This window comes from Citrobacter sp. R4 (genome assembly GCF_026719175.1).
Lineage (GTDB): Bacteria > Pseudomonadota > Gammaproteobacteria > Enterobacterales > Enterobacteriaceae > Citrobacter_A > Citrobacter_A sedlakii.
Map to the genome: position 1 here is coordinate 20321 of NZ_JAPPSU010000012.1, position 22024 is coordinate 42344.

Here is a 22024-nt window from a genome sequence, read left to right on the forward strand (position 1 = left end):
ATTTCAGCCTCCATCAGGCCAGTTTCGGGAAGGTCGCCACTTTGTTCTGCTGCAGACTGTCAGCACTGCGCGGCGCGATCTGCTTTAAATCGCAGATAAAGCGCTCCTGCCAGTGGTTAATGTCATTTTTAACAATCACCTCCAGCATTTCCGCGTGGCGGGATATGCGCTCCGCCAGCGGCATCGTTAACGCGCGATCCAGCGCCGCGGCCACTTCGTCACGATCGTAAGGATTGACGATCAGCGCAGACGTCAACTCGTTCGCCGCGCCGGCAAATTGTGAAAGCACCAGCACGCCGGGGTTCGCCGGGTCCTGCGCGGCCACGAACTCTTTCGCCACCAGGTTCATACCGTCACGCAGCGGCGTCACCAGCCCTACGTCAGAGTAGCGAAACACTTTCATCAACAGCTTGCGATCAAAATGCTGATTCAGGTAGAACAGCGGCGTCCAGCCCAGTTGACCATATTTACCGTTGATGCGTCCGGCTTCGGTCTCAAGCTGATGACGGATATCCTGGTAGGCCTGAACATCGCCACGGGAGGTGGGGGCTATCTGGGTATAGCGAATTTTGCCGTGGTGCTGCGGGTATTTCTCCAGCAGCGCTTCATAGGCCTGAAAACGCTCCGGCAACCCTTTCGAGTAGTCGAGGCGCTCAACGGAAAAAATATTCTTCAGATTTTTGAGTTCAGCCTTAAGCTGCGCCAGTTTCGGCGGCAGCGGACCCGAGGCCTGCTGAGCGATCTCATCTGGCTCGATGCCGATAGGATACACCTCGGTACGGAAGCTTTTGCCCCACGCGATGTGGCTTCGGCTTTCACGGGTCGCGACTCTCGTCAGGCTGGACAAGCTGTCCAGGAACGCCAGTCGGTCATTTTCCGTCTGGAATCCCAACAGATCGAAGTCGCACAGTTGTTCCAGTAGCTCTTCTGAACACGGCAGCGCGTTAAAGATTTCTGGCGTCGGGAACGGAATATGCAGGAAGAAGCCGATGCGATTATTTACCCCACGCTTACGCAGCTCGCTGGCGAACGGCAGCAGGTGATAATCGTGGATCCAGATGATGTCATCCTCTTTTAGCAGCGGCAGCAGCTTGTCCGCTAACAGCGCATTGACCCGCTGATAACCTTCCCACGCCGAACGCTGGAAATTCACCAGATCCAGACGGTAGTGAAAGGCCGGCCATAACACGGCATTGGAAAACTGGTTGTAATACTCTTCGTGATCCTGCTCGCTCAGATTAAACGACGCCCAGGTAATGTTGCCCCGGGTCACCTTTTTTAACGGCTGATCCTCGTTCCCCAGTTCGCCACTCCAACCGAACCATAATCCTCCTGCGGCTTTCAGCGCGCCCAGCACGCCGACGGCCAGTCCGCCTGCGCTGGTTTTATTGTCCGGGGGAGCAATTCGATTAGATACTACGACTAAACGACTCATAGCCATCTCTCCTGTCATTCGTGTTTTTTTCTTGTTGTTGTGAAGTGTGAATAGTTTCGATCCAACGCCATACGTCGGGAACGCTTGCGAGACGCCATTTCGCCAGGGTTTCTCCCTCACCCACTTTGATTGACATACCCCCCGCGTTGTTCACCACGGCAAATCCTGTTTCATCGGTCAGGTCATCTCCCAAAAATACCGGGATTCGCCCGGCAAACGGCGCTTCCTGCATAAACGCAGAGATCGCCTCTCCTTTGTTGGTCCCCTTCGGTTTTATCTCTACAACGCATTTACCCTGCTGTATGGCCAGTTGCGGCCAGGTCTGGGTAATGCGGCTCGCTATCGCCTGAAGGGTCGCCTCATGCTCTGGTGCCTGACGATAGTGCAGCGCAAAGGCCATGCCTTTGGTCTCGAGTTCAGTGCCTGGCAGATTCGCCAGCGCGGTATGCAGTTGCAGGCTCACCTCACGCTCTATGACTTGCGGAAGATGAACGATATGCGTCCGGCCATGAATATCGCGCCGCTCGGCGCCGTGGACACCCGCCAGCGGAAAACGCCAGGGTTTCGCCAGCGCATCAAGTTCCGCCATGGAACGCCCTGAAACCAGTGCCAGTGCTCCAGCGCTGTTCTCGGCAAGACGGTGAAGCATCTGAAGAATCGTTGGTGGCACAACGACCTGGTCAGGATGCGGTTTGATCTCCGCCAGGGTGCCATCAAGATCAAAAAAGTAAGCGTAGAGAGCGGATTGTTCAGGGATTGCGGTTAACGGTTCTGCCACCCGGTTCTCCTCCTTATCATTATTTCCGGCAACGCGCGGATCGCGCCCCATAGTCATGTAAGTATAGACAGTGTGACCCTGCTCGCCATTTAGAAAGACAGTTGCCAGCCGGGGTAGCGGCTGGCAAAAGGGAGGAACTAGACTAAAAAGTTGAGGATTTTTTTATCAAACGGTGCGCTTCGCTTTTTGCTTGTAACGGTCGAAGATCACTGCTGCCAGCAGGATTAAGCCGCGTACCACGTACTGGGCGAAAGGCGAAATATTCAGCAGGTTCATGGCGTTCTCAACGGTGCCTAAAATAAGGACTCCGGCGACCACATATGAGATTTTTCCGATGCCGCCTTTGAGGGAAACGCCGCCTAACACGCAGGCGGAAATGACGATCAGCTCGTAACCGATAGAGGTCATTGGCTGTCCGCTGGTCATGCGCGACGCGAGGATAATCCCGGCCGCCGCAGACACCAGCCCCGACAGCACGAAGATGATGATTTTGGTCCGAACGACCGGTACCCCCGCCAGACGCGCCGCCTCTTCATTTCCCCCAATCGCCAGCGTATTGCGTCCAAAGGTGGTTTTATTCAGCAGTAAACCAAAAATGATCAGGCAGGCGACCGTCAGCCAGATGGGGGCCGGTAGGCCGAACCAGTTGGCGTAGCCGAGGGTGAAAAAGCGTTCATCCTCAATCCCTACGGCTTTACCGTCAGAGATGATATAGGCCAGCCCGCGGACAATCTGCATCGTCGCCAGCGTGGTAATCAGCGCGTTAATCTTCAGCGTGGCGATGACAAAGCCATTAACCAGCCCGCACAGCACGCCGAGCAGCAACCCCGCGCCGACGCCAATCCACAGGCTTTCGCTCATGTTGATCACCACTGCCGTGGTTACCCCGGCACAGGCGATCACCGAGGCGACAGAGAGGTCAAAATCCCCTGACGCCAGGCAGAATAACATGCCGCATGCCACCATCCCCGACATAGAGATAGCCAGCCCCAGCCCTTTCATGTTGATGAAGGTGGCAAAGTTAGGCACAAAAATCGCGCAGGCGAGGAACAGAACGGCGAAGACCACCAGCATGCCATACTGATCCCAGATGCGACCCAGACTAAACGACGACGGCGACTTCGGCGCGCCAGAACCAGACGTTGTTACGGAAGACATCTTTCTCTCCTTTCTCAGGCGACTGCCTGGCTGACTTTAGGCATAGCGAGGCTCAGCGCCTGGCGCTCATCCGCCTGTTCATGAAGCAGTTCCCCGGCAATTTCCCCTTCCCGCATGACGATGATGCGGTCTGCGACACCGAGCACTTCCGGCAGATCGCTGGAGGCGAAAAGCACCGCGACGCCGCGGGCGGCCAGGGCATAGATTACGTTGTAAATTTCGTGCTTCGCGCCAACATCAATGCCGCGCGTCGGTTCGTCGAGCAAAATGACCTTCATCTCTTCCGACAGCCAGCGCCCCAGAATCGCCTTCTGCTGGTTCCCGCCGGAAAGGTTCATGATCAGTTGCTCCGCGCCAGGCGTTTTGATGTTCAGGGAACGAATGTGGTGATCGGCGTTGGTTTCCTCCCAGCCGTTATTGATCAGGCAGCCGCCAAGCACATGCTTGCGCCGGGCGCTGATATTGATATTGTCGCGAACGGAATGCACTGGAATGATTCCTTCGGCTTTGCGGTCCTCAGGGCACAGCATCATACCGGCGGCAATGGCGTTCGCGGGTTTGCGAATATCAATCTGTTGACCGTCGATATACACCTGCCCGTCACTGATCCGCGTGCCGCCAAACAGCCCTTTCATCAGTTCGCTGCGGCCTGCGCCGACCAGACCAAACAGACCGACGATTTCTCCGCTGCGCACCGTCAGACTGACTGGCATACGCACGCCAGGCGCTTTTACCTCATGCAAACGCAGACGCTCCGCACCATACTGCCGCGGTTGCCAACCATAGATATCGCCGAGATCGCGCCCCACCATCGCCTGAACCAGCATGTCATGGTTCACCTGCGTCATATCGGTGAAGGTGGTGACATAGCGTCCATCCTTAAACACAGTAATGGCGTCGCTAAGGGCAAAAATTTCTTCCATGCGGTGTGAAACGTACAAAATGACGCGGCCTTCTTTGCGCAGTTCGCGGATCACCCGAAACAAATTCTCAATCTCCCTCGCTGAAAGCGAACTGGTCGGCTCGTCAAAGGCGATAATTTTGGCGTTACGCGCCAGCGCTTTGGCAATCTCCACCATTTGCCACTGGCCGATGGACAGGTATTTCAACGGGGTATCGGGATCAATATCCATTCCAAGATGTTTCAGTTGCAGCCCCGCTTCGTCGTTAAGCAGGCTGCGGTTTACGATTCCGCCCTTGTGCGGAAGCTGGCCGAGATAAATGTTCTCCGCCACGGTCATTTCCGGGACGAGATGCAATTCCTGGTAAATAATCGCGACACCGGCGTTCAGTGCGGCGGTGGTGTCAGAAAACGACATCTCCTGACCGCGAATCGCCAAAGAGCCCGTGGTAGGCGCATAGTTGCCGCTGAGAATTTTCAGGAGAGTGGATTTCCCGGCGCCATTTTCTCCCATCAACGCATGCACCTGACCGGCATGGCAGTCAAAACTGATGTCCGAGAGCGCCCTGACGCCGGGGAACGTTTTACCGATGCCGCGAAATGAGAGATACGGGGTAGACTGTTGCATAACGACTCCTCGTTCACAGCGAATGCCGGAGGGCCGCTGCGCCTTGTCCGGCATTCGCTGTCTGTCAGGTTATTTACCGCCCAGGCCTTTTTTCGCCAGTTCTTCTTTGAAGTTGTCGCGGGTGATCAGCACCACGTCTGTGACCTCAGTGAATTTTGGCGGTTCTGCATCTTTAGTCACCCAGTTGTAAAGCATTTCGCTGGACTTATAGCCGTGAACGTCCGGGCTTGGCAGTAGAGAACCGTAAAAGCCGGTGGCCTGCGCTTTCGACAGCTCACTTACCGCATCAACCCCGTTAATGCCGATACCGATAACGTCCGGCGCCTTAAAGCCCTGGCCTTCTGTCGCCCGGACGCCGCCGAGCACCGTGTTATCGTTCATGCCGACGATCAACCAGTGTTTGACTTCCGGATGCTGCACCAGCATTGAGTTGGCGGCGTCAAACGCGCCCGGGATATCGTTTGATTTGGTGGGCACCTGATAAATTTGTTTTTCCGGGAAGCCGGCGGCTTTCAGCGCTTCCATGGAACCGGAGGTACGACGGCGCGCCGTATCCAGCTCGTTGGCGGTAATCGCCATCACCGCGGTCTCTTTGACGTCCCAGCCGCGTTTCTGCATCTCTTTAAACAGTTCCTGGCCCTGACGCTCGCCGATTTTGGTCGCCGCCATCATCACCAGCGGGACGCTGTCCATGGGTTTACCTTTGGCATTAACGAACTGGTCATCGACGGCAATGACTTTCATGTCATACCCGCGCGCCTTGGCGACAATCGCCGAACCGAGTTTCGGGTCAGGCGTGCAAATGACGAACCCTTTCGCGCCGCTGGCCGCCAGACTGTCGATCGCATTCAGGGTTTTTTCCCCGTCCGGGACCGCTATTTTTATTACCTCAAAGCCCAGATCTTTCCCGGCCTTATCGGCAAATTTCCATTCTGTCTGAAACCAGGGCTCTTCGGGTTGTTTGACCAGAAAACCTAACTTCATGGTTTCAGCAATAGCGGATTGTGACATAACGGCAGCCAGACCGATGGCCGCCAGCGCTTTAGTGAATTTGTGCATGGTTAACTCCAGCTTTAGCGTCATTTTATGTAGGGTAAAATCGAACGATTCTTTGTAATTCAGACGTAAAACAAGGCATTACCATTTATTCGCCTGGTAAATGCCGGTTCTGGAATAGTTGTAGCGGGAAATTGATTCTCCATAGGAGAGCGGCATCACACCGCAGAATTACAGTAATTGCGTACATAAATTCAGCGGAAAATGACATAAGAATGGGGAGTATTGTCTGACAAATAAAAAACAAGATAGCCAATTAATCCATAACGCCAGCCAGCAAATCCTTGTCCCCAAATACGGCATATTTGGGGACACGAAAATTACCAGCGATAATAAATATGGTCGGCGTGGTCGCGTACCGGCGCGTCATCGCCGAGTAAACGGGCCGACAGCGCCAGCGCAAAGTCAAAGATGTGTCCCAGCCCTTTTCCGCTCAGCAGATTTCCGTCTTCCACAACCGGGGCGTCGACATACACGCCATCGGTGACTGTCTCGTAGAGATCGCCGGAACAGACGTAGCGACGTCCTTTCAGTAACCCATTGCCGCCCAACACTCGCGCCGCCGCCGAACAAATCGGGCAGATCAGTTTACCCGCCGCGTCATGGCGAGCGATGAACGCCACAACCTGGGGACTGGCCGCCAGATTGACGCTACCCAGCGGTCCACCCGGCAGCACCACGGCGTCATAGAGTGTTTCCAGACTTTCTGCCAGGGTGTGATCCGCCACCATCGGAACATCGTGATAGCTTACCACCGCCCGCGATTCCGCGCAGGCCAGCGTGTCCACCTCAATGTGCAGACGGCGTAAAATATCAATGGTGACAATCGCTTCCGCTTCTTCAAAGCCAGGCGCTAACAGGACAGCAACTTTTTTCATTTCCACAACCTCATGCCAATGATGTCAAATGAACCGAAATAACGACGTTATCATTCGGTAAAATAAAATAGTTTTTAGTGAAACTGATCTGGCGCAAAAATGGCGAGCCGATAATTTCTGACTAAACAGTGTCATTCGTAAATTAATGCGCCAACGTAAAAAAGAATTATCAATAATCCGATCCTACCATGGCCGAGGGATCTCTTTTGTGATCTGAAACGTCATTTCAAAAATCAATTCCAGATTAAAACCATTGATAATCAAGAGGATGTATTTTAATCACGCGGGGTAATATTTTAGGCATTCAGACATTGCTTTCAGCAACATGTAAAAATTTATAAACATACAGCATTAAGGATTTTCTTAATTTGCATTCGGCGCTATGCTTATTTCGATCAGCGACTGAATTGATACTACGATCACTCATGGACCGGCAGAAGGGGTTTTATTCTGCTAACAGTTAAGTGTGCCGTTTATCCCGCACACCGTCTCTTTCAGTAAATAAGGATATTGTTATGGCTGCAGCAGGCATGGCTCACAAACTCAACACCCAAATGAACCTTGAGTTTTACGCCTCGAATTTTTATCTCCATTTGAGCGAATGGTGCTCAGAGCAAAGTTTGATGGGAACGGCAACATTTCTTCGCACCCAGGCGCAAAGTAACGTCACCCATATGATGCGGATGTTTAATTTTATGAAAAACGCCGGCGCGAACCCGATCGTGAAGGCGGTTGACGTGCCGGGCAGCGATTTGCATTCCCTGGAAGAATTGTTTCAAAAAACACTCGAAGAGTACCAACAGCGCGCCAGTACGCTGTCGCGTCTGGCCGATGAAGCGCAGGCGTTGAACGACGCACAGACGCTCACTTTCCTGCACGATCTGGAGAAAGAACAGCAGCAGGACGGATTGTTATTGCAGACCATCTTTGAGGAAGTGCGCAACGCGAAACGCGCGGGACTATGTCCAGCCCAGACCGACCAGCATGTCCTTAACGTGGTGAATTATCAGCAGCATTAATATCCCCGCACTGGCCTGCCGTTCCCTTCCCCGCAGGCCATTACGCAAGTCCGTGTTCCCGGATGCCTCCCATAAACAGGAGGCATCGCAAAAAACATTTCTAAATTCTGAAACAACGGTTTATTTTAATGTGCTTCGCCCTGCGGCGTGAATTTGAGCTCAATGAGCGCGATTGCCTTTTGAATGGCGCGCAGGGTGATAGGGTCGGCTGCCGCCGGATGTGTGGTGAAATCGATATTCTTTAGCTGGCTGGACATTTTTTCACGTACTTCAACGGGCGCGATCACATCAAGTACATCAAGGATTTGTTTGATCACCAGTTGGCAGGCGACAACATCAGATACCAGTTCCTGATCGGCATTCATCGGTTGGGACATTGCTTGGGCTCCTGAAAAAAGAAAGGCCGCCATAGTACCGATTACGTCGCAGAAACGATAGTCATACGGGTACCCGGCTCGCGGGCATAAAAAAACCTGCCGAAGCAGGTTTTTTATCAGAACATCGCGCCAGGCGGTACGTCTTTGAATGTTTTGCAATAATTTTCAAACATGCTTTTGAGGATTTTACGCAGTTTCATGGCATGACTCCAAAGGTATTGTTATGCAGGTGTTATTGCCTATGCGCGTATAATATGACACTAATCACAAAAATCAATCATTATGTGATGCATATCACATAATTAAATTAACATTTTCTTTCCAAATTTGCCCTTATTGCTGACTTTTCAAGGGCCTGTATCACGTTAAGTTCCAGTAAAAATTTAAATTTTTTTTGAAGGCAAGGACCACATGCGAGACGATTGGGTCACAGAAAGCAAACGGGGCATCTCTCCTGCCGCTTTGCTTGTTGCTGGCGCATTTTTTATGGAGTTCATTGACGGCACGGTGATCGCGACTGCCCTGCCGGATATGGCCACTACTTTCGGTGTTCAGGCCGTGGATCTGAATATCGGTATCAGCGCGTATCTGATCACCCTGGCGGTACTGATACCCGCCAGCGGCTGGATAGCCGACCGCTTTGGCGCGCGCAAAGTGTTTACCCTTGCCCTGGCCATTTTTACGCTGGCTTCAGTGCTTTGCGGTCTTGCCACCACGCTGGAAGGCTTTCTGGCGATGCGTATTTTTCAAGGCGTCGGCGGCGCGCTGATGGTGCCCGTCGGACGTCTGGCCGTACTGCGCACCACGCCGAAGCATCAGCTCATTACCGCCATCGCCACCTTAACCTGGCCCGCCCTGGTGGCGCCCATCATCGGCCCGCCGCTGGGTGGATTTATAACCAGCTATGCCAGTTGGCGATGGATTTTCTTTATTAACGTACCGGCAGGGCTGCTGGCAATGACGCTGGCGCTGCGTTTTATCCCCGATATAAAAGAGGAGGTTCGCCGTCCTTTCGATGTGCCGGGTTTTATGGCTACCGCCATTGCGATGGTCAGTCTGGTTTACGCGATGGAACTGATGGGCGCTCAGCAATTTGCGCCGGGCTTGCCCCTCACGCTGCTGCTACTGGGCGGGATCACCCTGGCGTATTCACTGCGTCATTTTCAGCAAGCCGCACATCCGATGATTCGTCTGGACGCTATGCAGGTGTCGACGTTTCGCGTCACGATGTACGGTGGCTCTCTGTTTCGCGCCTCGATTAGCGCCGTTCCGTTTTTGCTGCCGCTGATGTTTCAGGTTGGTTTTGGCATGAATGCTTTTCAGGCGGGCTCGCTGGTACTGGCGGTTTTTGTCGGTAATTTAACGATCAAACCCGCCACCACTCCGCTGATCCGCTGGCTTGGCTTTAAAAAGCTGTTGTTGATTAATGGCGCGCTCAATGTGCTGGCGCTGCTCGCCTGTGCGTGCCTGACGCCCGACACGCCCGTCTGGTTACTATTACTGGTGCTTTACCTTGGCGGCGTATTCCGTTCTGTACAGTTCACCGGCATCAGCACCCTCGCCTTTGCGGACGTTCCTGCTGAACAGATGAGTTATGCCAATACGCTATTCAGTACCGCCACTCAGTTGGCCGTTGGGTTGGGCATTTCGCTGGGCGCAATTGGGATCCGGATCGGCGCAAGCATCAGCGAATGGCTGGAAATAAGCGCGACGCCCGGCATCAGCTTTCGCCTGGCGTTTGTGACGATTGCGGCGATCTGTCTGGTGGGGATGGTGGATACGTTGAGGCTGGCGAACGATGCGGGAAGTGCGGTGTCGGCAAAGAAATCAGGGTAGTTACCGGACGGCGCAGGGCCATCCGGTTTCGTCGCGGTGATTAGCCCAGGATTTCGCGAACAAAGGCTTCGATCTCTTTGTTCTGGCAGTTCTCAAAGAAACACTGCTGGAAGCGCGGGCCAGACACGGCGGTTTTGACCAGTTCCGGGTCGATCGCCCGCAAGGTGTCGAGGTAGTTGTCTTTCACAACTGCCGCTTTCACCTGGTTCAGAATACCTGCGTTACGTACCTGCGGCTCTTTACGCTCCGGCGGGTATCCTTCCCCGTTACGACCGGTAAAGGCTTTCTCGAAAATGAAGCGTACGTTCAGTTCTGCGCCCCAGCCAAATCCTTTAGCAAACGGCAGAGACAGCGCATTACCGTTGTTGATTTGCGCAAACAGGAAGGCGTCAGCCGGATCGATGCAGTAACCGCACACCACGCCCGGATGGATGTTCAGCGACATCAGCGCGCCCTGACCGGTACCACAGCCAGTCACGACAAAGTCAACTGCTTTGGCATTCAGCAGAATGCTGGCCATGATACCCAGATGGATGTAGGTCAGATGATGATCGTTTTCATCGCTCATACCAACGTTGAATACCGGAAAGCCTTTTTCATCCGCAACCGCTTTAAGCTCGTTATGAATGATGGCGTTTTTGCTGGCCTGGCTGTTTTCCATCATGAGTGCAATTTTCATTCTGTCTTCTCCTGAAATGCGTGCGGGTTGTCCCGCCATGAGTCAATGACGTTTCAGGAACAGTACTACTTCCCAAACGCACTTTCAAATTTTGTGAAAAACGATTTTAAAAAACAGAGTAAGCTTCACATTTTTGCACAACGAAAGGCGCAACCCTGGCCGTAGAAATTAGTGATAGCGGATCTGTAAGCTATTCCGGCCATTGAAATTCGCAGGCATAGAGTAGGATAGCCTATCCCAGATCTATCAGAGTGAAACCATGAAGACGCTTTTACTTGCCCTTTCATTGACGGCACTGACAGGATGTACGATAAGCAGGCACGCTGAGGTGAGCGAGGTCAGCGCGACCACGGGTGTGGTACGTCTGAGCTACGGTGAAGCCATGTTACAAAATGCGGTAACCGATGAGTATATCGCCCACGGCACCGCGACGAAGGCGTGTCAACAGACAGGCTATGCCAATGCCGTACGCTTCGGGCAGCCGGTTAAAACCTGTCGTGTATTTGCAGGTTCGCTCTGTATCAACAGTCAGGTTATCCTTTCATACCAGTGCCAGGGTGTCGCCTTGTCACAAACGATTTCCCCTACTTATTAAAATAACGGCCAGGGTATCGCTGGCCTTTATCCCTATTATATCGGGCATATAGCGTAAATGCGTTTTATTCCCATTCGTATTTTTAATAATTAAATTTATTATTTTACCTTTTGCAAATATTTAAATAACAAATTATAGTGACGCCACATCAAAATAATTCTCACCTTTGTGGAGCCTAACCATGCTGAAAACAGAAATGATCGATAAACTCAATGAGCAAATGAATCTGGAGTTATATTCTTCGCTGCTCTATCAGCAAATGAGCGCCTGGTGTAGTTACCACAGTTTTGAAGGCGCCGCCGCGTTTCTGCGTCGCCATGCGCAGGAAGAGATGACCCATATGCAACGCCTGTTCGACTATCTGACCGATACCGGCAGCCTGCCGCGCATTAATACCGTCTCTTCGCCTTTTGCGGAGTACGCATCGCTGGACGAATTATTCCGCGCCACGTATGAGCACGAACAATTAATTACGCAGAAAATAAATGAACTGGCTCATGCCGCAATGACCAGCCAGGATTATCCGACCTTTAATTTCCTGCAATGGTACGTCGCTGAACAGCATGAAGAAGAAAAACTGTTTAAATCCGTTATTGATAAATTAACCCTGGCGGGGAAAAGCGGTGAAGGGTTGTATTTTATTGATAAAGAACTTTCGACTCTTGATACCGCAAATTAATGTCTGACGGTGAGGTTATCCTCACCGTTCTGTTAATGACGGCAGATCTTACTTTCATGAGTGGAAAAGCCGTCATCCTGGGCAACAAATTTTCCTTTCGCTGCCAGAAACGCCACCAGTTCCCCTGCGGTCATATCCGACGCGGAACAGGTATGAAAACGCGCCTGTTCGCCGAAGCGATTTTTTATCGCCGCTTCCAGACTTGCCGTTGAATACGGTTCGCCCGACTCTATCATCATATTCAACACTTCGTGCCCATGAATGGATGTCATATGTCCTCCTGAATCAAAACGGATAGCCTAAGCGGGACGCGCGTTCTTCGCCTTGCGCTAGCGCAGGTTCAATGTGGGAATGGATGTATAATTATGTTTACATTGATTGTAACGGTGATTTGACGAAAATAACGTTTTGCCTTACCCTGCGCCGCAGATCTTACCGTTGTTTATCTGCAGGACAGTGTAAAGCGTGAAAAATAGAACTCTGGGAAGTGTTTTTATCGTGGCTGGCACCACGATTGGCGCCGGGATGCTGGCCATGCCGCTGGCGGCCGCTGGCGTCGGTTTTGGCGTGACTTTTGCGCTGCTGATGGGTCTGTGGGCCTTAATGTGTTATACCGCGCTGCTGCTGCTGGAAGTTTATCAACACGTTCCGGCGGATACCGGCCTCGGATCGCTGGCGAAGCGTTATCTTGGCCGATACGGTCAGTGGGCGACAGGCTTCAGTATGATGTTTTTGATGTATGCCCTCACCGCAGCGTACATTAGCGGCGCTGGCGAACTGCTGGCAGCCAGTATCAGCGACTGGAGCGGAAAACAAATGTCCCCCACCGCGGGTGTCCTGCTGTTCACCTTTGTTGCCGGTGGCGTGGTATGTGTCGGCACCTCGCTGGTCGATCTGTTTAACCGTTTTCTCTTCAGCGCCAAAATCATTTTCCTGGTCGTCATGCTGGCGCTGCTGATGCCCCATATTCACAAAGTTAACCTGTTAACCCTGCCGCTGGAACAGGGCCTTGCCCTTTCCGCCATTCCGGTGATCTTTACCTCCTTCGGGTTTCACGGCAGCGTTCCCAGCATTGTCAGCTATATGAACGGCAATATTCGTAAATTGCGGTGGGTATTTATTATCGGCAGCGCGATTCCGTTGGTGGCCTACATTTTCTGGCAACTGGCCACGCTTGGCAGCATCGACTCGACAACGTTTATGGGGCTGCTGGCGGATCATGCGGGTTTAAACGGCCTGCTGCAGGCCCTGCGGGAAGTGGTAGCCTCGGCGCACGTTGAGCTGGCTGTGCATCTGTTTGCTGATCTGGCGCTGGCGACCTCGTTTCTCGGAGTGGCCCTCGGGTTGTTTGATTATCTGGCGGATCTGTTCCAGCGCCGCAATACGGCGTCAGGCCGACTGCAAACCGGAGCGATTACCTTTCTGCCTCCGCTGGCATTCGCCCTCTTCTATCCGCGTGGTTTTGTGATGGCGCTGGGTTATGCCGGCGTCGCACTGGCGGTGCTGGCGCTGATCGTGCCCTCGCTGCTCGCATGGCAGAGCAGAAAACAAAATCCGCAAGCTGACTACCGCGTGTCGGGCGGGCGTCCTGCGCTGGCCCTGGTGTTTCTCTGCGGTATTGCCGTCATCGGGGTGCAGTTCTGTATTGCCGCCGGGGTGTTGCCTGAGGTGGGATAGGTCGGTCAGAGAGACGACAAACGGCCTGACGGGCGAAACGTCGCCAGGCCGTAAATTTTAATGCAGGCAGCACTGCTTATATTTTTTGCCGCTGCCGCACGGACACGGATCGTTACGTCCTGGTTTCACCTCTGCTTTCACCGGCACCTGCACCGGCGTTTCCTGCGGATGCGCCATCCAGTAAGCATGGAGATCCAGCGCCGCAAGGCGAATGGCATCGACACTCTCTTCAAACGCTTCCGGGCTAAGTTTCTCGACTTTGCTGAAATTCTCTTCCGTACCGTGAAGCGCAATGGCATCCAGGGCCGGTTTCAGCGTGTCAGGCAACGCTGACCAGTCAGACAGCGCCACGCCCCGCATATAACCGAAGCACCATTCTTCTACGATGGTGAGCTCATGGCCATCGACTTCCCGCAGGCCAAACAGCGGCTCGAACTGCTCTGGAAACGCATTGAGTCGGTCAGCGGTATCCGCCATGTGCTGGAAAGCGAGATTCATAAAACGCGTCATCTCTTTTTCTGAAGACCAGCGCGGCACATATTGCGCACCGCCCCACACGGCAACCAGCCACTCATCTGGCTCAATTTCGCGCGGCGAACTGAGAACAGCGGTGATCAGCCCATCCAGCTCTGCGACGTCCAGTATGGCATGATCGGTGTTGTATTGGGTCAATACATCGTCCAGCCACTCCAGTTCGCTTTCGTTTAACGGTCCCGTTTTCATCATGCTTGTCCTCGTTGAATGCTTAACTGTGGCTATCTTACAGGTTGAAAGGAGCGGCGGATACACCCTGCGCGCGCAAGAAAAGAAAACGCTTCTGACACAATTTACTGGCGTAATCTGTCACGTTCCGCGCGGGAGTGAAGAATAATCCGTAAGCATTGCAGTCAGGCAGTATGCATTAGCATTTTTTAATAATTGGAATGTATAACAATTGCTCACGATCAATAATAGCAATGCATCTAAAAGACTAAAATGTAATATAATGTAAATAAAAACATCATACAAACTTAATAATTTATTAAAAAACAACACCTTCAGTAGGTTAATTAAAAAATTGATCATTTTCAATAAGTTATGCGCCACTTGCATTTTCTACTAGGCTAAATCTGGCCTTAAAAAATGTATTTAATATTGACGTGAAGGTGAGTATGGAATGGACTGTCATTGACACCGTTGTCAGCCCGACAACGGGTATGTGTTTCTCATGCATTTGTAGTCTGAAAAATTTAAAATTAACGATCTGGTATCAGGCAGATATATTTTTATCCAGCGGCAGCATTATTGAGCCGTTTCAGGACGGTGTATTAATAGACCACAAACCCTATCCCATCACCGTCTATAATGTGACACGCTACAATAAAGAATTATGGAATGCGATGAAAACAAATAGCTTATGCCCAGGCAATGATGAAAATCATCCTAAATATTGTCATTTAGCTCATCTGTGCGTGATTGCTATCTGTCCATACGGTTTACTGAAACGAAAAGGATAATGTTGCCGTAATCTTGTGTTCCGTCATAATCAGGCGGAATACACTATGAGACGTTATTTCTACGCAGGAGGAAATGTTCAGCACGTGTCAGCCATGCCGTAGAAATAAAAAAACCGCCTGAAGGGCGGTTTCACGACACTGCTTATTGCTTTGATTATTCTTCTGTTCCCATGGTACCCGGAGCGGGACTTGAACCCGCACAGCGCGAACGCCGAGGGATTTTAAATCCCTTGTGTCTACCGATTCCACCATCCGGGCTCGGGAAAAAGTGGAGGCGCGTTCCGGAGTCGAACCGGACTAGACGGATTTGCAATCCGCTACATAACCGCTTTGCTAACGCGCCTTAATTCTTTGTCTTTCGACCCGCACCCGCTATCGCCGGTGCCGTTAATCTGGAGCGGGAAACGAGACTCGAACTCGCGACCCCGACCTTGGCAAGGTCGTGCTCTACCAACTGAGCTATTCCCGCATAATCAAGTACGTTGTTAATCACTTGATTTTGCTATCGTCTGGCAAACCGTGCTGCCGTTCGATGCGTTGCATTCTACTTACCTGACGCAATGAGTCAACGATATTTTTCGCCACTTCCGCTCGTTTGCTGAAATTTGCGGCGAAACGATCACTGATCAAGCAAATCCCCGCGCGCAGCGTTCAGATACTGGAACATTGACCACAACGTAAGGACTGCCGCGACGAAAAACAGCGCAATGCCCGCATACTCGACCCAAATATTGGGTCGCCACAGCAGCCACGCCAGGGCCGCCATTTGCGAGGTGGTTTTAACTTTACCAATCCATGAAACCGCCACGCTACTGCGTTTACCCAGTTCCGCCATCCATTCACGCAGCGCAGAAATAATAATTTCGCGCGCGATCATGATTGCCGCAGGCAGCGTCACCCACCAGCTGTGATAGTGTTCGGTCACCAGCACCATCGCGATGGCAACCAGCACTTTATCCGCCACCGGGTCGAGAAAAGCGCCAAACCGGGTGCTCTGGTTCCAGCGGCGCGCCAGGAAGCCGTCAAACCAGTCGGTGACGGCAGCCACCACAAAGATCAGCGCCGCCACGAAGGGCGACCAGCTAAACGGCAGATAAAACACCACGACAAAGAATGGAATGAGGATGACACGGAACAGCGTTAGCAACGTTGGGATATTAAATTGCATAGTGACGGGTAACTATCTGTTGTCAGAGAAATTACCCCTATGTTGCTACAGAGACCTCAATGTTTCAACGACCAGAAGATCTTTTCTGCCAGACCTTGCGAAATACCCGGCACTTTTGCAATTTCTTCTACGCTGGCATTACGTAATCCTTGCAAACCGCCCATATATTTCAACAAAACCTGGCGACGTTTTGGCCCCACGCCTTCAATCGTCTCCAGCGTGCTGGTATTTTTCACCTTCGCCCGTTTTTTACGGTGTCCGCCGATGGCATGATCGTGCGATTCGTCGCGAATATGCTGGATCACATGCAGCGCTGGCGAGTCCGGCGGCAGGCTAAAGCCCTCGCCTTCCGGCTCAAAGAACAGGGTTTCCAGTCCGGCTTTACGGTCAGCGCCTTTCGCCACGCCCAGCAGCAGCGGGTGATTTTTATCCCAGGTCACGTCCAGCCCGGCAAAAACCGCTTTCGCCTGGCCCAGTTGTCCTTTACCGCCATCGATCAGGATCACGTCCGGAATCTTACTCTCTTCGATAGCCTTCCCGTAGCGGCGGCGTAACACCTGATTCATCGCCGCATAATCATCACCCGGCGTGATACCGGTAATGTTGTAACGGCGATACTCCGCGCGCAGCGGCCCGTTGGCATCGAACACCACGCAGGAGGCCACCGTCTGCTCGCCCATCGTATGGCTGATGTCGAAACACTCCATGCGCTTGATGGCTGGAAGGTTCAGCACCGTCGCCAGCGCGGTCAGACGCTGGTTAATGGTCGACTGCTGAGACAACCGGGTGGTCAACGCGGTCGCGGCATTTGTGCGCGCCAGCTTGAGGTAGCGCGCGCGATCGCCTCGGGGGCGCGTCTGTACATGAATACGACGCCCCGCCAGTTCAGATAGCGAGTCGGCCAACAGCGTTTTATCGCTAAGGTTAAAATCAAGCAGGATCTCGCCCGGCAAGGTACGCATCTGACTACCCTGTAAATAGAACTGGCCGACGAAGGTTTCCACGACTTCGCCCAGTTCCGTACCGCCAGGGACTTTCGGGAAATAACTGCGGCTACCCAGCACCTTTCCTTGCCGGATGAAAAGCACATGCACACAAGCCATACCGGCGTCGAACGCCACGCCGATGACATCAAGATCGTCCCCGGTATTCGAGACGAACTGTTTTTCCGTCACGCGGCGCACAGCCTGGATCTGATCGCGAATGCGCGCGGCTTCTTCAAAGGCAAGATTCTCGCTGGCTTTTTCCATCCGCGCGATCAATTGCGTCAGCACCTGATCGTCTTTGCCGGATAAAAACAGGCGCACGTACTCCACCTGCTGCGCATATTCTTCTTCACTCACCAGCCCTTCGACGCAGGGGCCGAGGCAGCGACCAATCTGATACTGCAGGCAGGGACGCGAGCGGTTGCGGTATACGCTGTTTTCACACTGACGAATCGGAAAGATTTTCTGCAGCAGCGCCAGCGTTTCACGTACCGCATAGCCATTCGGGAAAGGTCCAAAATACTCGCCTTTGGCGTGTTTGGCGCCACGGTGCATCGCTAGTCGGGGATGCGTGTCGCCGCTGAGGAAAATAAAGGGATAGGATTTGTCGTCGCGCAGCAGTACGTTGTAACGCGGCTGATAAAGCTTGATGTAGTTGTGCTCAAGCAGCAGCGCTTCCGTTTCGGTGTGGGTCACCGTCACGTCTATTTGCTGGATGAGCGCCACCAGCGCTTCCGTTTTACGCGACGCCAGATTGCTGCGGAAATAGCTGGAAAGCCGTTTTTTCAGGTCTTTCGCTTTTCCCACATAAATTACCGTACCACCGGCATCATACATCCGGTACACGCCGGGCTGGCTGGTGACGGTTTTTAAAAATGCTTTTGAATCAAACTGAACACTCACTGGCTTGTTAACGTCTCCGCATTACACAGGCCATGGCGAATTGCCAGGTGAGTCAGCTCGACATCACCATGAATGTTTAATTTACTGAACATACGATAGCGATAGCTGTTCACCGTTTTAGGACTGAGATTCAGTTGCTCTGAAATCTCATTAACCTTCTGACCTTTGGTGATCATCAGCATAATCTGCAATTCCCGTTCAGACAAACTGGCAAAGGGCGTTTCCGTTTTTTCCGGCTCAATCTGACTCAACGCCATCTGCTGGGCAATGTCTGAAGCAATGTAGCGTTGACCGGTGTACACCGAACGAATTGCATTAACCACTTCCTGCGGCGCCGCGCCTTTGCTGAGATAGCCAGCGGCTCCCGCCTGCATCACCTTCGCAGGTAACGGGTTTTCCGTATGGACCGTTAACATGATGACTTTTATATCAGCCGTTGAACGCGCAATTTTACGCGTGGCTTCCAGACCGCCAATACCGGGCATGTTCATGTCCATCAACACGACGTCGACGGTGTTTGTGCGACACCATTTGACGGCATCCTCACCGCAGTTCGCCTCACCGACGACTTTTATACCCTTAATATCTTCAAGAATGCGTCGTATCCCTGCGCGCACCAGTTCGTGGTCATCAACAAGAAGAACGTTGATCAAAGGAATTTCTCCAGAATAGGGATAACGCTACTGATAATAAAACATCCCTATATTAGCGGGTTTTATCTCAACTTTGAAACGTAAAAAACGCTCCGCGACCGATTTTGCTCTCGTTTTTGGAAATTAGTGTGTACGTGGAGTGGAAACTCCATGTACTAACAATCTGTTACATGTCTTATTTCGGAAAGTCGTTTCAGAATGGCGACAGAAAACGATACGGCGCAAAAAGATGCTAATTACACAGCAAGTTTGTAACAATAATTAACGAGTCAAATACGCCTAATAAACAATAATGCGCGTAAATATACGCGGCTGAGGTTGTGGTTTAAATTAACCCCTACCGCCTTTTTTTGATCAAAAAACAACCGCTGCTATTTTTAGCCTGGCTTATGGTATACTCCGCGGCCTCAACATTTACCATCGCACATTTTTACTGAGACATAACGAGGAAAATAAATGAGTACGCCTGATTTTTCCACTGCCGAAAATAATCAAGAACTGGCTACCGAAGTCACCTGCCTGAAGGCGCTGTTAACGCTGATGCTCCAGGCGATGGGCCAGGCCGATGCGGGCCGTGTGATTCTTAAGATGGAAAAACAGATCGCGCTGGTCGAAGACGAAACCCAGGCCGCCGTATTTTCCAGTACGGTTAAGCAGATTAAACAAGCTTACCGCCAGTAAAACAAAACCGGCTGAGAGCACAGCTTTCAGCCGGTTTATCGTCTGACACGCAGAACGCTCAACGTTTCAGATGAGCCCCGTCGCGGCGGCATAGCAGGCAATCTGCGTTTTATTGGGGGCGTTGAATTTCTTCTGCATATTCTTCTGGTGAAAGTTGACGGTATTCTCCGATATCGACAAGATCATCGCGATTTCAGCCGACGTTTTGCCTTCTGCGGTCCATTTCAGGATCTCTTTTTCCCGCTTGCTAAAGCGCATTTCCGGCGCCATCACCATGTCATCCTCCAGACGAGTCAGCGCCGTCAGGCTTTCCCGCACCAGCAGTTGTAGCTTAAGTTCTACTTCATCGGTGTCGAAAGGCGTGTGGCGCAGGCTTGCACGAGAAACGGAGAGAAAACCCAGCGCCCGGTTGGGCAGCATTAAGCACTGTGTGACGCCTTTGCGCAGACCATGCGCGCGCGCCGCGTCCCACATCGTCTGGGCATGACTGAATAAGGCGTCATTCCACGGCAGATGCCCTTGGATGAAGTTCTCCGCCTTGAGCACCGGATCGATGGCGAAATAGTTCTCGGACTGATAGTGCGAAACCCACGCCGCCGGGTAAGTGGTATGAAGGGTAATTTTGGGCCGGGTAAACGGAACGGGATGTCTGACACACAGCGCGTAATAATCAAATTCCAGGCGTTGCGTCTGAAGCTGTAATTCGTTGTAAACGTCTTCTGCGCGGGTCATTTCCTGGAAGCGTAACAGCATCGTCCGCCGCCAGGTAAAGAAATCGGTATCCTGCATACTCAGTCGCTGGGCTCTTGTGATTGATAATCATTATTAATGTATGAAATAAGCTAACACATAATGACATGTTTCATTAATGAAATATCGGTCAGAACGCAAATTACTTGAACCGTAAAGTGTTATTCAGAACAGGGCGAAAGAAATAAGGATCCCGTCATGCAATAACCATAAATAATTATGCAAAATGGCACGCGCCGACCGGCGTGAATCATTGCGTGCCTGGCGGGAGAATTATTGCAGGAGAAACTTCTCAAGGAACTGACGCGTTCTCGGCTGCTGCGGTTCGCTGAATAACGATTTCGCCGGCCCTTGCTCTACTATTCGCCCTTGATCCATAAATATCGCCCGGTCCGCCACGTCGCGGGCAAAACTCATTTCATGGGTAACGATGACCATTGTGCGTTTTTCCTGCGCCAGCTGGCGAATGGTGTTAAGCACCTCACCCACCAGTTCGGGATCGAGCGCCGAGGTCGGTTCATCAAACAGGATCACCTCCGGGCGCATCGCCAGCGCCCGGGCAATGGCCACACGCTGTTGCTGACCGCCGGAGAGACGTCGCGGATAGCTGGTCTCTTTGCCAGCGAGGCCCACCTTCGCCAGCAGTTCCCGCGCCAGCGCCGTTGCGGCGTCTTTAGGTTCCCCTTTCACAATAACCGGTCCTTCAATAATGTTTTCCAGCACCGTCCGGTGAGGGAACAAATTGAAATTCTGAAACACGAAGCCGACATGCTGTCGTAGCTGGCGAATCAGCGATTTTTGCTGATTCAACGAGCGTGCGGTATCAATGGTGATCTCGCCCACTTTGATTGTCCCGGCCTCCGGCTGTTCAAGCAGGTTTATACTGCGCAACAGCGTGGTTTTACCCGACCCGCTGGGGCCGATGATGGCGACCACTTCGCCGGGTTTAACCTCCAGATCGATACCGTGCAGGACGGTCTGACCATGAAACTTTTTGACCAGGTTTTTCACTTCGATCGCGCTCATTTCGGCTCTCTCTCCTGGCGGTTGAGTTGATTTTCAAAGTAGTTCTGTAACGTTGACAGCACGGTCGCCATCACCCAGTAGATCAGCGAGGCCGCCAGATACATGGTGAACACTTCCAGCGTGCGCGAGGTGATCAGTTGCGCCTGACGGAACAGCTCCGGCACCTGAATGGTCGCCGCCAGCGAGGTGTCTTTCACCAGACTGATAAAGCTGTTGCTGAGCGGCGGCAGCGCCACCCGCGAAGCTTGCGGCAGAATCGCCCGGCGCATCGTTTGCCACGGCGTCATGCCAATACTGGCCGCCGCTTCCCACTGCCCTTTGTCAATGGACGAGATCGCCGCCCGCAGGGTTTCCGCGGCATAGGCGGCGGTATTAAGCGACAGACCGATCATCGCCGCCGGGATCGGATCCAGTTCAATACCGAACTGCGGCAGGCCGTAGTAGATCATAAACAGTTGGGCGATAAGCGGCGTACCGCGAAAAATGGAGATATAAAACCGCGCCAGCCAGCGAAGCGGCAGCAGCGGCGACAGGCGCATCAGCGCAAGGATAAATCCCAGCAGCAGGCCGAAAAACATCCCGCCGATGCTTAACTGCAGCGTGAACACCGCGCCTTTAAGCAGATACGGCAGGGAATCAATAACCAGTTGGATACTTTCTTGCAT

The 22024-nt window shown here is 52.5% G+C and carries 25 protein-coding genes and 3 tRNA genes; 8 read left to right on the forward strand and 20 right to left on the reverse strand.

What is annotated here, in order from left to right; genetic code table 11:
• Positions 1 to 13: 13 nt before the first annotated feature.
• The 6 genes from otsA to OOJ60_RS19820 all read right to left on the reverse strand — a co-directional run bounded on the left by otsA (position 14) and on the right by OOJ60_RS19820 (position 6834).
• Positions 14 to 1435, reverse strand: coding sequence for an alpha,alpha-trehalose-phosphate synthase (gene otsA, locus OOJ60_RS19795; protein WP_042283945.1), 1422 nt, complete (start codon positions 1433 to 1435; stop codon positions 14 to 16).
• Positions 1410 to 2213 carry a trehalose-phosphatase gene (otsB, locus tag OOJ60_RS19800; protein WP_205613061.1) on the reverse strand — a complete coding sequence of 268 codons (804 nt, stop codon included), beginning with the start codon at positions 2211 to 2213 and terminating at the stop codon, positions 1410 to 1412. The genes otsA and otsB overlap by 26 nt, the downstream gene beginning before the upstream one ends.
• Positions 2214 to 2378: 165 nt before the next feature.
• Positions 2379 to 3371 (reverse strand): arabinose ABC transporter permease AraH, encoded by a 993-nt coding sequence (araH, locus tag OOJ60_RS19805; protein WP_205613062.1) that lies wholly within the window; start codon positions 3369 to 3371, stop codon positions 2379 to 2381.
• Between the two features lie 14 nt (positions 3372 to 3385).
• Complete coding sequence (gene araG / locus OOJ60_RS19810; RefSeq protein WP_200034015.1) at positions 3386 to 4900, reverse strand: L-arabinose ABC transporter ATP-binding protein AraG; 1515 nt, start codon at positions 4898 to 4900, stop codon at positions 3386 to 3388.
• A 69-nt stretch (positions 4901 to 4969) separates the two neighbouring features.
• Positions 4970 to 5959 carry an arabinose ABC transporter substrate-binding protein AraF gene (araF, locus tag OOJ60_RS19815; protein WP_042283956.1) on the reverse strand — a complete coding sequence of 330 codons (990 nt, stop codon included), beginning with the start codon at positions 5957 to 5959 and terminating at the stop codon, positions 4970 to 4972.
• A 317-nt stretch (positions 5960 to 6276) separates the two neighbouring features.
• Positions 6277 to 6834, reverse strand: coding sequence for a DJ-1/PfpI family protein (locus tag OOJ60_RS19820; RefSeq protein WP_205613063.1), 558 nt, complete (start codon positions 6832 to 6834; stop codon positions 6277 to 6279).
• 515 nt (positions 6835 to 7349) lie between these two features.
• Here OOJ60_RS19820 and OOJ60_RS19825 point away from each other — a divergent pair.
• A complete protein-coding gene (locus OOJ60_RS19825; protein WP_042283961.1) occupies positions 7350 to 7853 on the forward strand; it encodes a non-heme ferritin-like protein in 504 nt (167 codons plus the stop codon).
• Between the two features lie 125 nt (positions 7854 to 7978).
• Here OOJ60_RS19825 and OOJ60_RS19830 read toward each other — a convergent pair whose 3' ends face one another.
• Positions 7979 to 8230, reverse strand: coding sequence for a DUF2766 family protein (locus tag OOJ60_RS19830; protein ID WP_060571393.1), 252 nt, complete (start codon positions 8228 to 8230; stop codon positions 7979 to 7981).
• Positions 8231 to 8346: 116 nt separating this feature from the next.
• Positions 8347 to 8430: a stress response protein AzuC gene (gene azuC, locus OOJ60_RS19835; protein ID WP_014229869.1), complete on the reverse strand. Its 84-nt coding sequence runs from the start codon at positions 8428 to 8430 to the stop codon at positions 8347 to 8349.
• 211 nt (positions 8431 to 8641) lie between these two features.
• Between azuC and OOJ60_RS19840 the strand changes: the two genes are divergently transcribed.
• Positions 8642 to 10066, forward strand: a complete 1425-nt coding sequence (locus OOJ60_RS19840) for an MFS transporter (protein WP_205613064.1) — start codon at positions 8642 to 8644, stop codon at positions 10064 to 10066.
• 40 nt (positions 10067 to 10106) lie between these two features.
• Here OOJ60_RS19840 and OOJ60_RS19845 read toward each other — a convergent pair whose 3' ends face one another.
• Positions 10107 to 10745, reverse strand: a complete 639-nt coding sequence (locus OOJ60_RS19845; protein WP_042283968.1) for an RpiB/LacA/LacB family sugar-phosphate isomerase — start codon at positions 10743 to 10745, stop codon at positions 10107 to 10109.
• 259 nt (positions 10746 to 11004) lie between these two features.
• Between OOJ60_RS19845 and yecR the strand changes: the two genes are divergently transcribed.
• Both yecR and ftnA read left to right on the forward strand, forming a co-directional pair.
• Complete coding sequence (gene yecR, locus OOJ60_RS19850; RefSeq protein ID WP_205613065.1) at positions 11005 to 11340, forward strand: YecR family lipoprotein; 336 nt, start codon at positions 11005 to 11007, stop codon at positions 11338 to 11340.
• A 181-nt stretch (positions 11341 to 11521) separates the two neighbouring features.
• A complete protein-coding gene (ftnA, locus tag OOJ60_RS19855; protein ID WP_042283973.1) occupies positions 11522 to 12019 on the forward strand; it encodes a non-heme ferritin in 498 nt (165 codons plus the stop codon).
• Positions 12020 to 12051: 32 nt separating this feature from the next.
• Here the strand turns inward: ftnA and OOJ60_RS19860 are convergent, their stop codons facing one another.
• Positions 12052 to 12291: a YecH family metal-binding protein gene (locus OOJ60_RS19860; protein WP_060571401.1), complete on the reverse strand. Its 240-nt coding sequence runs from the start codon at positions 12289 to 12291 to the stop codon at positions 12052 to 12054.
• 193 nt (positions 12292 to 12484) lie between these two features.
• Between OOJ60_RS19860 and tyrP the strand changes: the two genes are divergently transcribed.
• Entirely contained in the window at positions 12485 to 13696 is a 1212-nt protein-coding gene (gene tyrP, locus OOJ60_RS19865; RefSeq protein WP_205613066.1) for a tyrosine transporter TyrP, read from the forward strand.
• Positions 13697 to 13753: 57 nt separating this feature from the next.
• Here the strand turns inward: tyrP and OOJ60_RS19870 are convergent, their stop codons facing one another.
• Entirely contained in the window at positions 13754 to 14419 is a 666-nt protein-coding gene (locus OOJ60_RS19870) for a YecA/YgfB family protein (protein ID WP_042283979.1), read from the reverse strand.
• Positions 14420 to 14847: 428 nt separating this feature from the next.
• On the opposite strand from OOJ60_RS19870, the gene OOJ60_RS19875 reads away from it, so the two are divergent.
• Positions 14848 to 15192 (forward strand): anti-adapter protein IraM, encoded by a 345-nt coding sequence (locus tag OOJ60_RS19875; protein WP_042283982.1) that lies wholly within the window; start codon positions 14848 to 14850, stop codon positions 15190 to 15192.
• A 171-nt stretch (positions 15193 to 15363) separates the two neighbouring features.
• Here the strand turns inward: OOJ60_RS19875 and OOJ60_RS19880 are convergent.
• The 6 genes from OOJ60_RS19880 to uvrY form a co-directional block, all read right to left on the reverse strand.
• Positions 15364 to 15450, reverse strand: a tRNA-Leu gene (locus OOJ60_RS19880).
• Between the two features lie 11 nt (positions 15451 to 15461).
• Positions 15462 to 15535, reverse strand: a tRNA-Cys gene (locus OOJ60_RS19885).
• Between the two features lie 50 nt (positions 15536 to 15585).
• Positions 15586 to 15661: transfer RNA gene (locus tag OOJ60_RS19890), tRNA-Gly, on the reverse strand.
• 150 nt (positions 15662 to 15811) lie between these two features.
• Entirely contained in the window at positions 15812 to 16360 is a 549-nt protein-coding gene (gene pgsA, locus OOJ60_RS19895) for a CDP-diacylglycerol--glycerol-3-phosphate 3-phosphatidyltransferase (RefSeq protein WP_042283985.1), read from the reverse strand.
• A 56-nt stretch (positions 16361 to 16416) separates the two neighbouring features.
• On the reverse strand, positions 16417 to 18249 hold the full coding sequence (gene uvrC, locus OOJ60_RS19900; protein ID WP_042283987.1) for an excinuclease ABC subunit UvrC: 1833 nt from the start codon (positions 18247 to 18249) through the stop codon (positions 16417 to 16419).
• Positions 18246 to 18902 carry a UvrY/SirA/GacA family response regulator transcription factor gene (gene uvrY, locus OOJ60_RS19905; protein WP_042283990.1) on the reverse strand — a complete coding sequence of 219 codons (657 nt, stop codon included), beginning with the start codon at positions 18900 to 18902 and terminating at the stop codon, positions 18246 to 18248. Before uvrY ends, uvrC begins: the two co-directional genes overlap by 4 nt.
• Before the next feature lie 389 nt (positions 18903 to 19291).
• Between uvrY and OOJ60_RS24885 the strand changes: the two genes are divergently transcribed.
• Both OOJ60_RS24885 and OOJ60_RS19915 read left to right on the forward strand, forming a co-directional pair.
• A complete protein-coding gene (locus tag OOJ60_RS24885) occupies positions 19292 to 19339 on the forward strand; it encodes a hypothetical protein (protein WP_420246181.1) in 48 nt (15 codons plus the stop codon).
• Between the two features lie 19 nt (positions 19340 to 19358).
• Positions 19359 to 19583 carry a DUF2594 family protein gene (locus OOJ60_RS19915; protein WP_042283992.1) on the forward strand — a complete coding sequence of 75 codons (225 nt, stop codon included), beginning with the start codon at positions 19359 to 19361 and terminating at the stop codon, positions 19581 to 19583.
• A gap of 66 nt (positions 19584 to 19649) precedes the next feature.
• Here the strand turns inward: OOJ60_RS19915 and sdiA are convergent, their stop codons facing one another.
• The 3 genes from sdiA to tcyL all read right to left on the reverse strand — a co-directional run bounded on the left by sdiA (position 19650) and on the right by tcyL (position 22024).
• Positions 19650 to 20372 carry a transcriptional regulator SdiA gene (gene sdiA / locus OOJ60_RS19920; protein WP_042283995.1) on the reverse strand — a complete coding sequence of 241 codons (723 nt, stop codon included), beginning with the start codon at positions 20370 to 20372 and terminating at the stop codon, positions 19650 to 19652.
• Positions 20373 to 20606: 234 nt separating this feature from the next.
• Complete coding sequence (tcyN, locus tag OOJ60_RS19925; protein WP_060571408.1) at positions 20607 to 21359, reverse strand: L-cystine ABC transporter ATP-binding protein TcyN; 753 nt, start codon at positions 21357 to 21359, stop codon at positions 20607 to 20609.
• A complete protein-coding gene (gene tcyL / locus OOJ60_RS19930; RefSeq protein WP_042284001.1) occupies positions 21356 to 22024 on the reverse strand; it encodes a cystine ABC transporter permease in 669 nt (222 codons plus the stop codon). Before tcyL ends, tcyN begins: the two co-directional genes overlap by 4 nt.

Coding starts and splice junctions, on each gene's coding strand:
- otsA (WP_042283945.1), bottom strand. CDS start 1,435: ATGAGTCGTTTAGTCGTAGTATCTAATCGAATTGCTCCCCCGGACAAT.
- araH (WP_205613062.1), bottom strand. CDS start 3,371: ATGTCTTCCGTAACAACGTCTGGTTCTGGCGCGCCGAAGTCGCCGTCG.
- araG (WP_200034015.1), bottom strand. CDS start 4,900: ATGCAACAGTCTACCCCGTATCTCTCATTTCGCGGCATCGGTAAAACG.
- araF (WP_042283956.1), bottom strand. CDS start 5,959: ATGCACAAATTCACTAAAGCGCTGGCGGCCATCGGTCTGGCTGCCGTT.
- OOJ60_RS19820 (WP_205613063.1), bottom strand. CDS start 6,834: ATGAAAAAAGTTGCTGTCCTGTTAGCGCCTGGCTTTGAAGAAGCGGAA.
- OOJ60_RS19825 (WP_042283961.1), top strand. CDS start 7,350: ATGGCTGCAGCAGGCATGGCTCACAAACTCAACACCCAAATGAACCTT.
- OOJ60_RS19830 (WP_060571393.1), bottom strand. CDS start 8,230: ATGTCCCAACCGATGAATGCCGATCAGGAACTGGTATCTGATGTTGTC.
- azuC (WP_014229869.1), bottom strand. CDS start 8,430: ATGAAACTGCGTAAAATCCTCAAAAGCATGTTTGAAAATTATTGCAAA.
- OOJ60_RS19840 (WP_205613064.1), top strand. CDS start 8,642: ATGCGAGACGATTGGGTCACAGAAAGCAAACGGGGCATCTCTCCTGCC.
- OOJ60_RS19845 (WP_042283968.1), bottom strand. CDS start 10,745: ATGAAAATTGCACTCATGATGGAAAACAGCCAGGCCAGCAAAAACGCC.
- yecR (WP_205613065.1), top strand. CDS start 11,005: ATGAAGACGCTTTTACTTGCCCTTTCATTGACGGCACTGACAGGATGT.
- ftnA (WP_042283973.1), top strand. CDS start 11,522: ATGCTGAAAACAGAAATGATCGATAAACTCAATGAGCAAATGAATCTG.
- OOJ60_RS19860 (WP_060571401.1), bottom strand. CDS start 12,291: ATGACATCCATTCATGGGCACGAAGTGTTGAATATGATGATAGAGTCG.
- OOJ60_RS19870 (WP_042283979.1), bottom strand. CDS start 14,419: ATGAAAACGGGACCGTTAAACGAAAGCGAACTGGAGTGGCTGGACGAT.
- OOJ60_RS19875 (WP_042283982.1), top strand. CDS start 14,848: ATGGAATGGACTGTCATTGACACCGTTGTCAGCCCGACAACGGGTATG.
- pgsA (WP_042283985.1), bottom strand. CDS start 16,360: ATGCAATTTAATATCCCAACGTTGCTAACGCTGTTCCGTGTCATCCTC.
- OOJ60_RS19915 (WP_042283992.1), top strand. CDS start 19,359: ATGAGTACGCCTGATTTTTCCACTGCCGAAAATAATCAAGAACTGGCT.
- sdiA (WP_042283995.1), bottom strand. CDS start 20,372: ATGCAGGATACCGATTTCTTTACCTGGCGGCGGACGATGCTGTTACGC.
- tcyN (WP_060571408.1), bottom strand. CDS start 21,359: ATGAGCGCGATCGAAGTGAAAAACCTGGTCAAAAAGTTTCATGGTCAG.
- tcyL (WP_042284001.1), bottom strand. CDS start 22,024: ATGCAAGAAAGTATCCAACTGGTTATTGATTCCCTGCCGTATCTGCTT.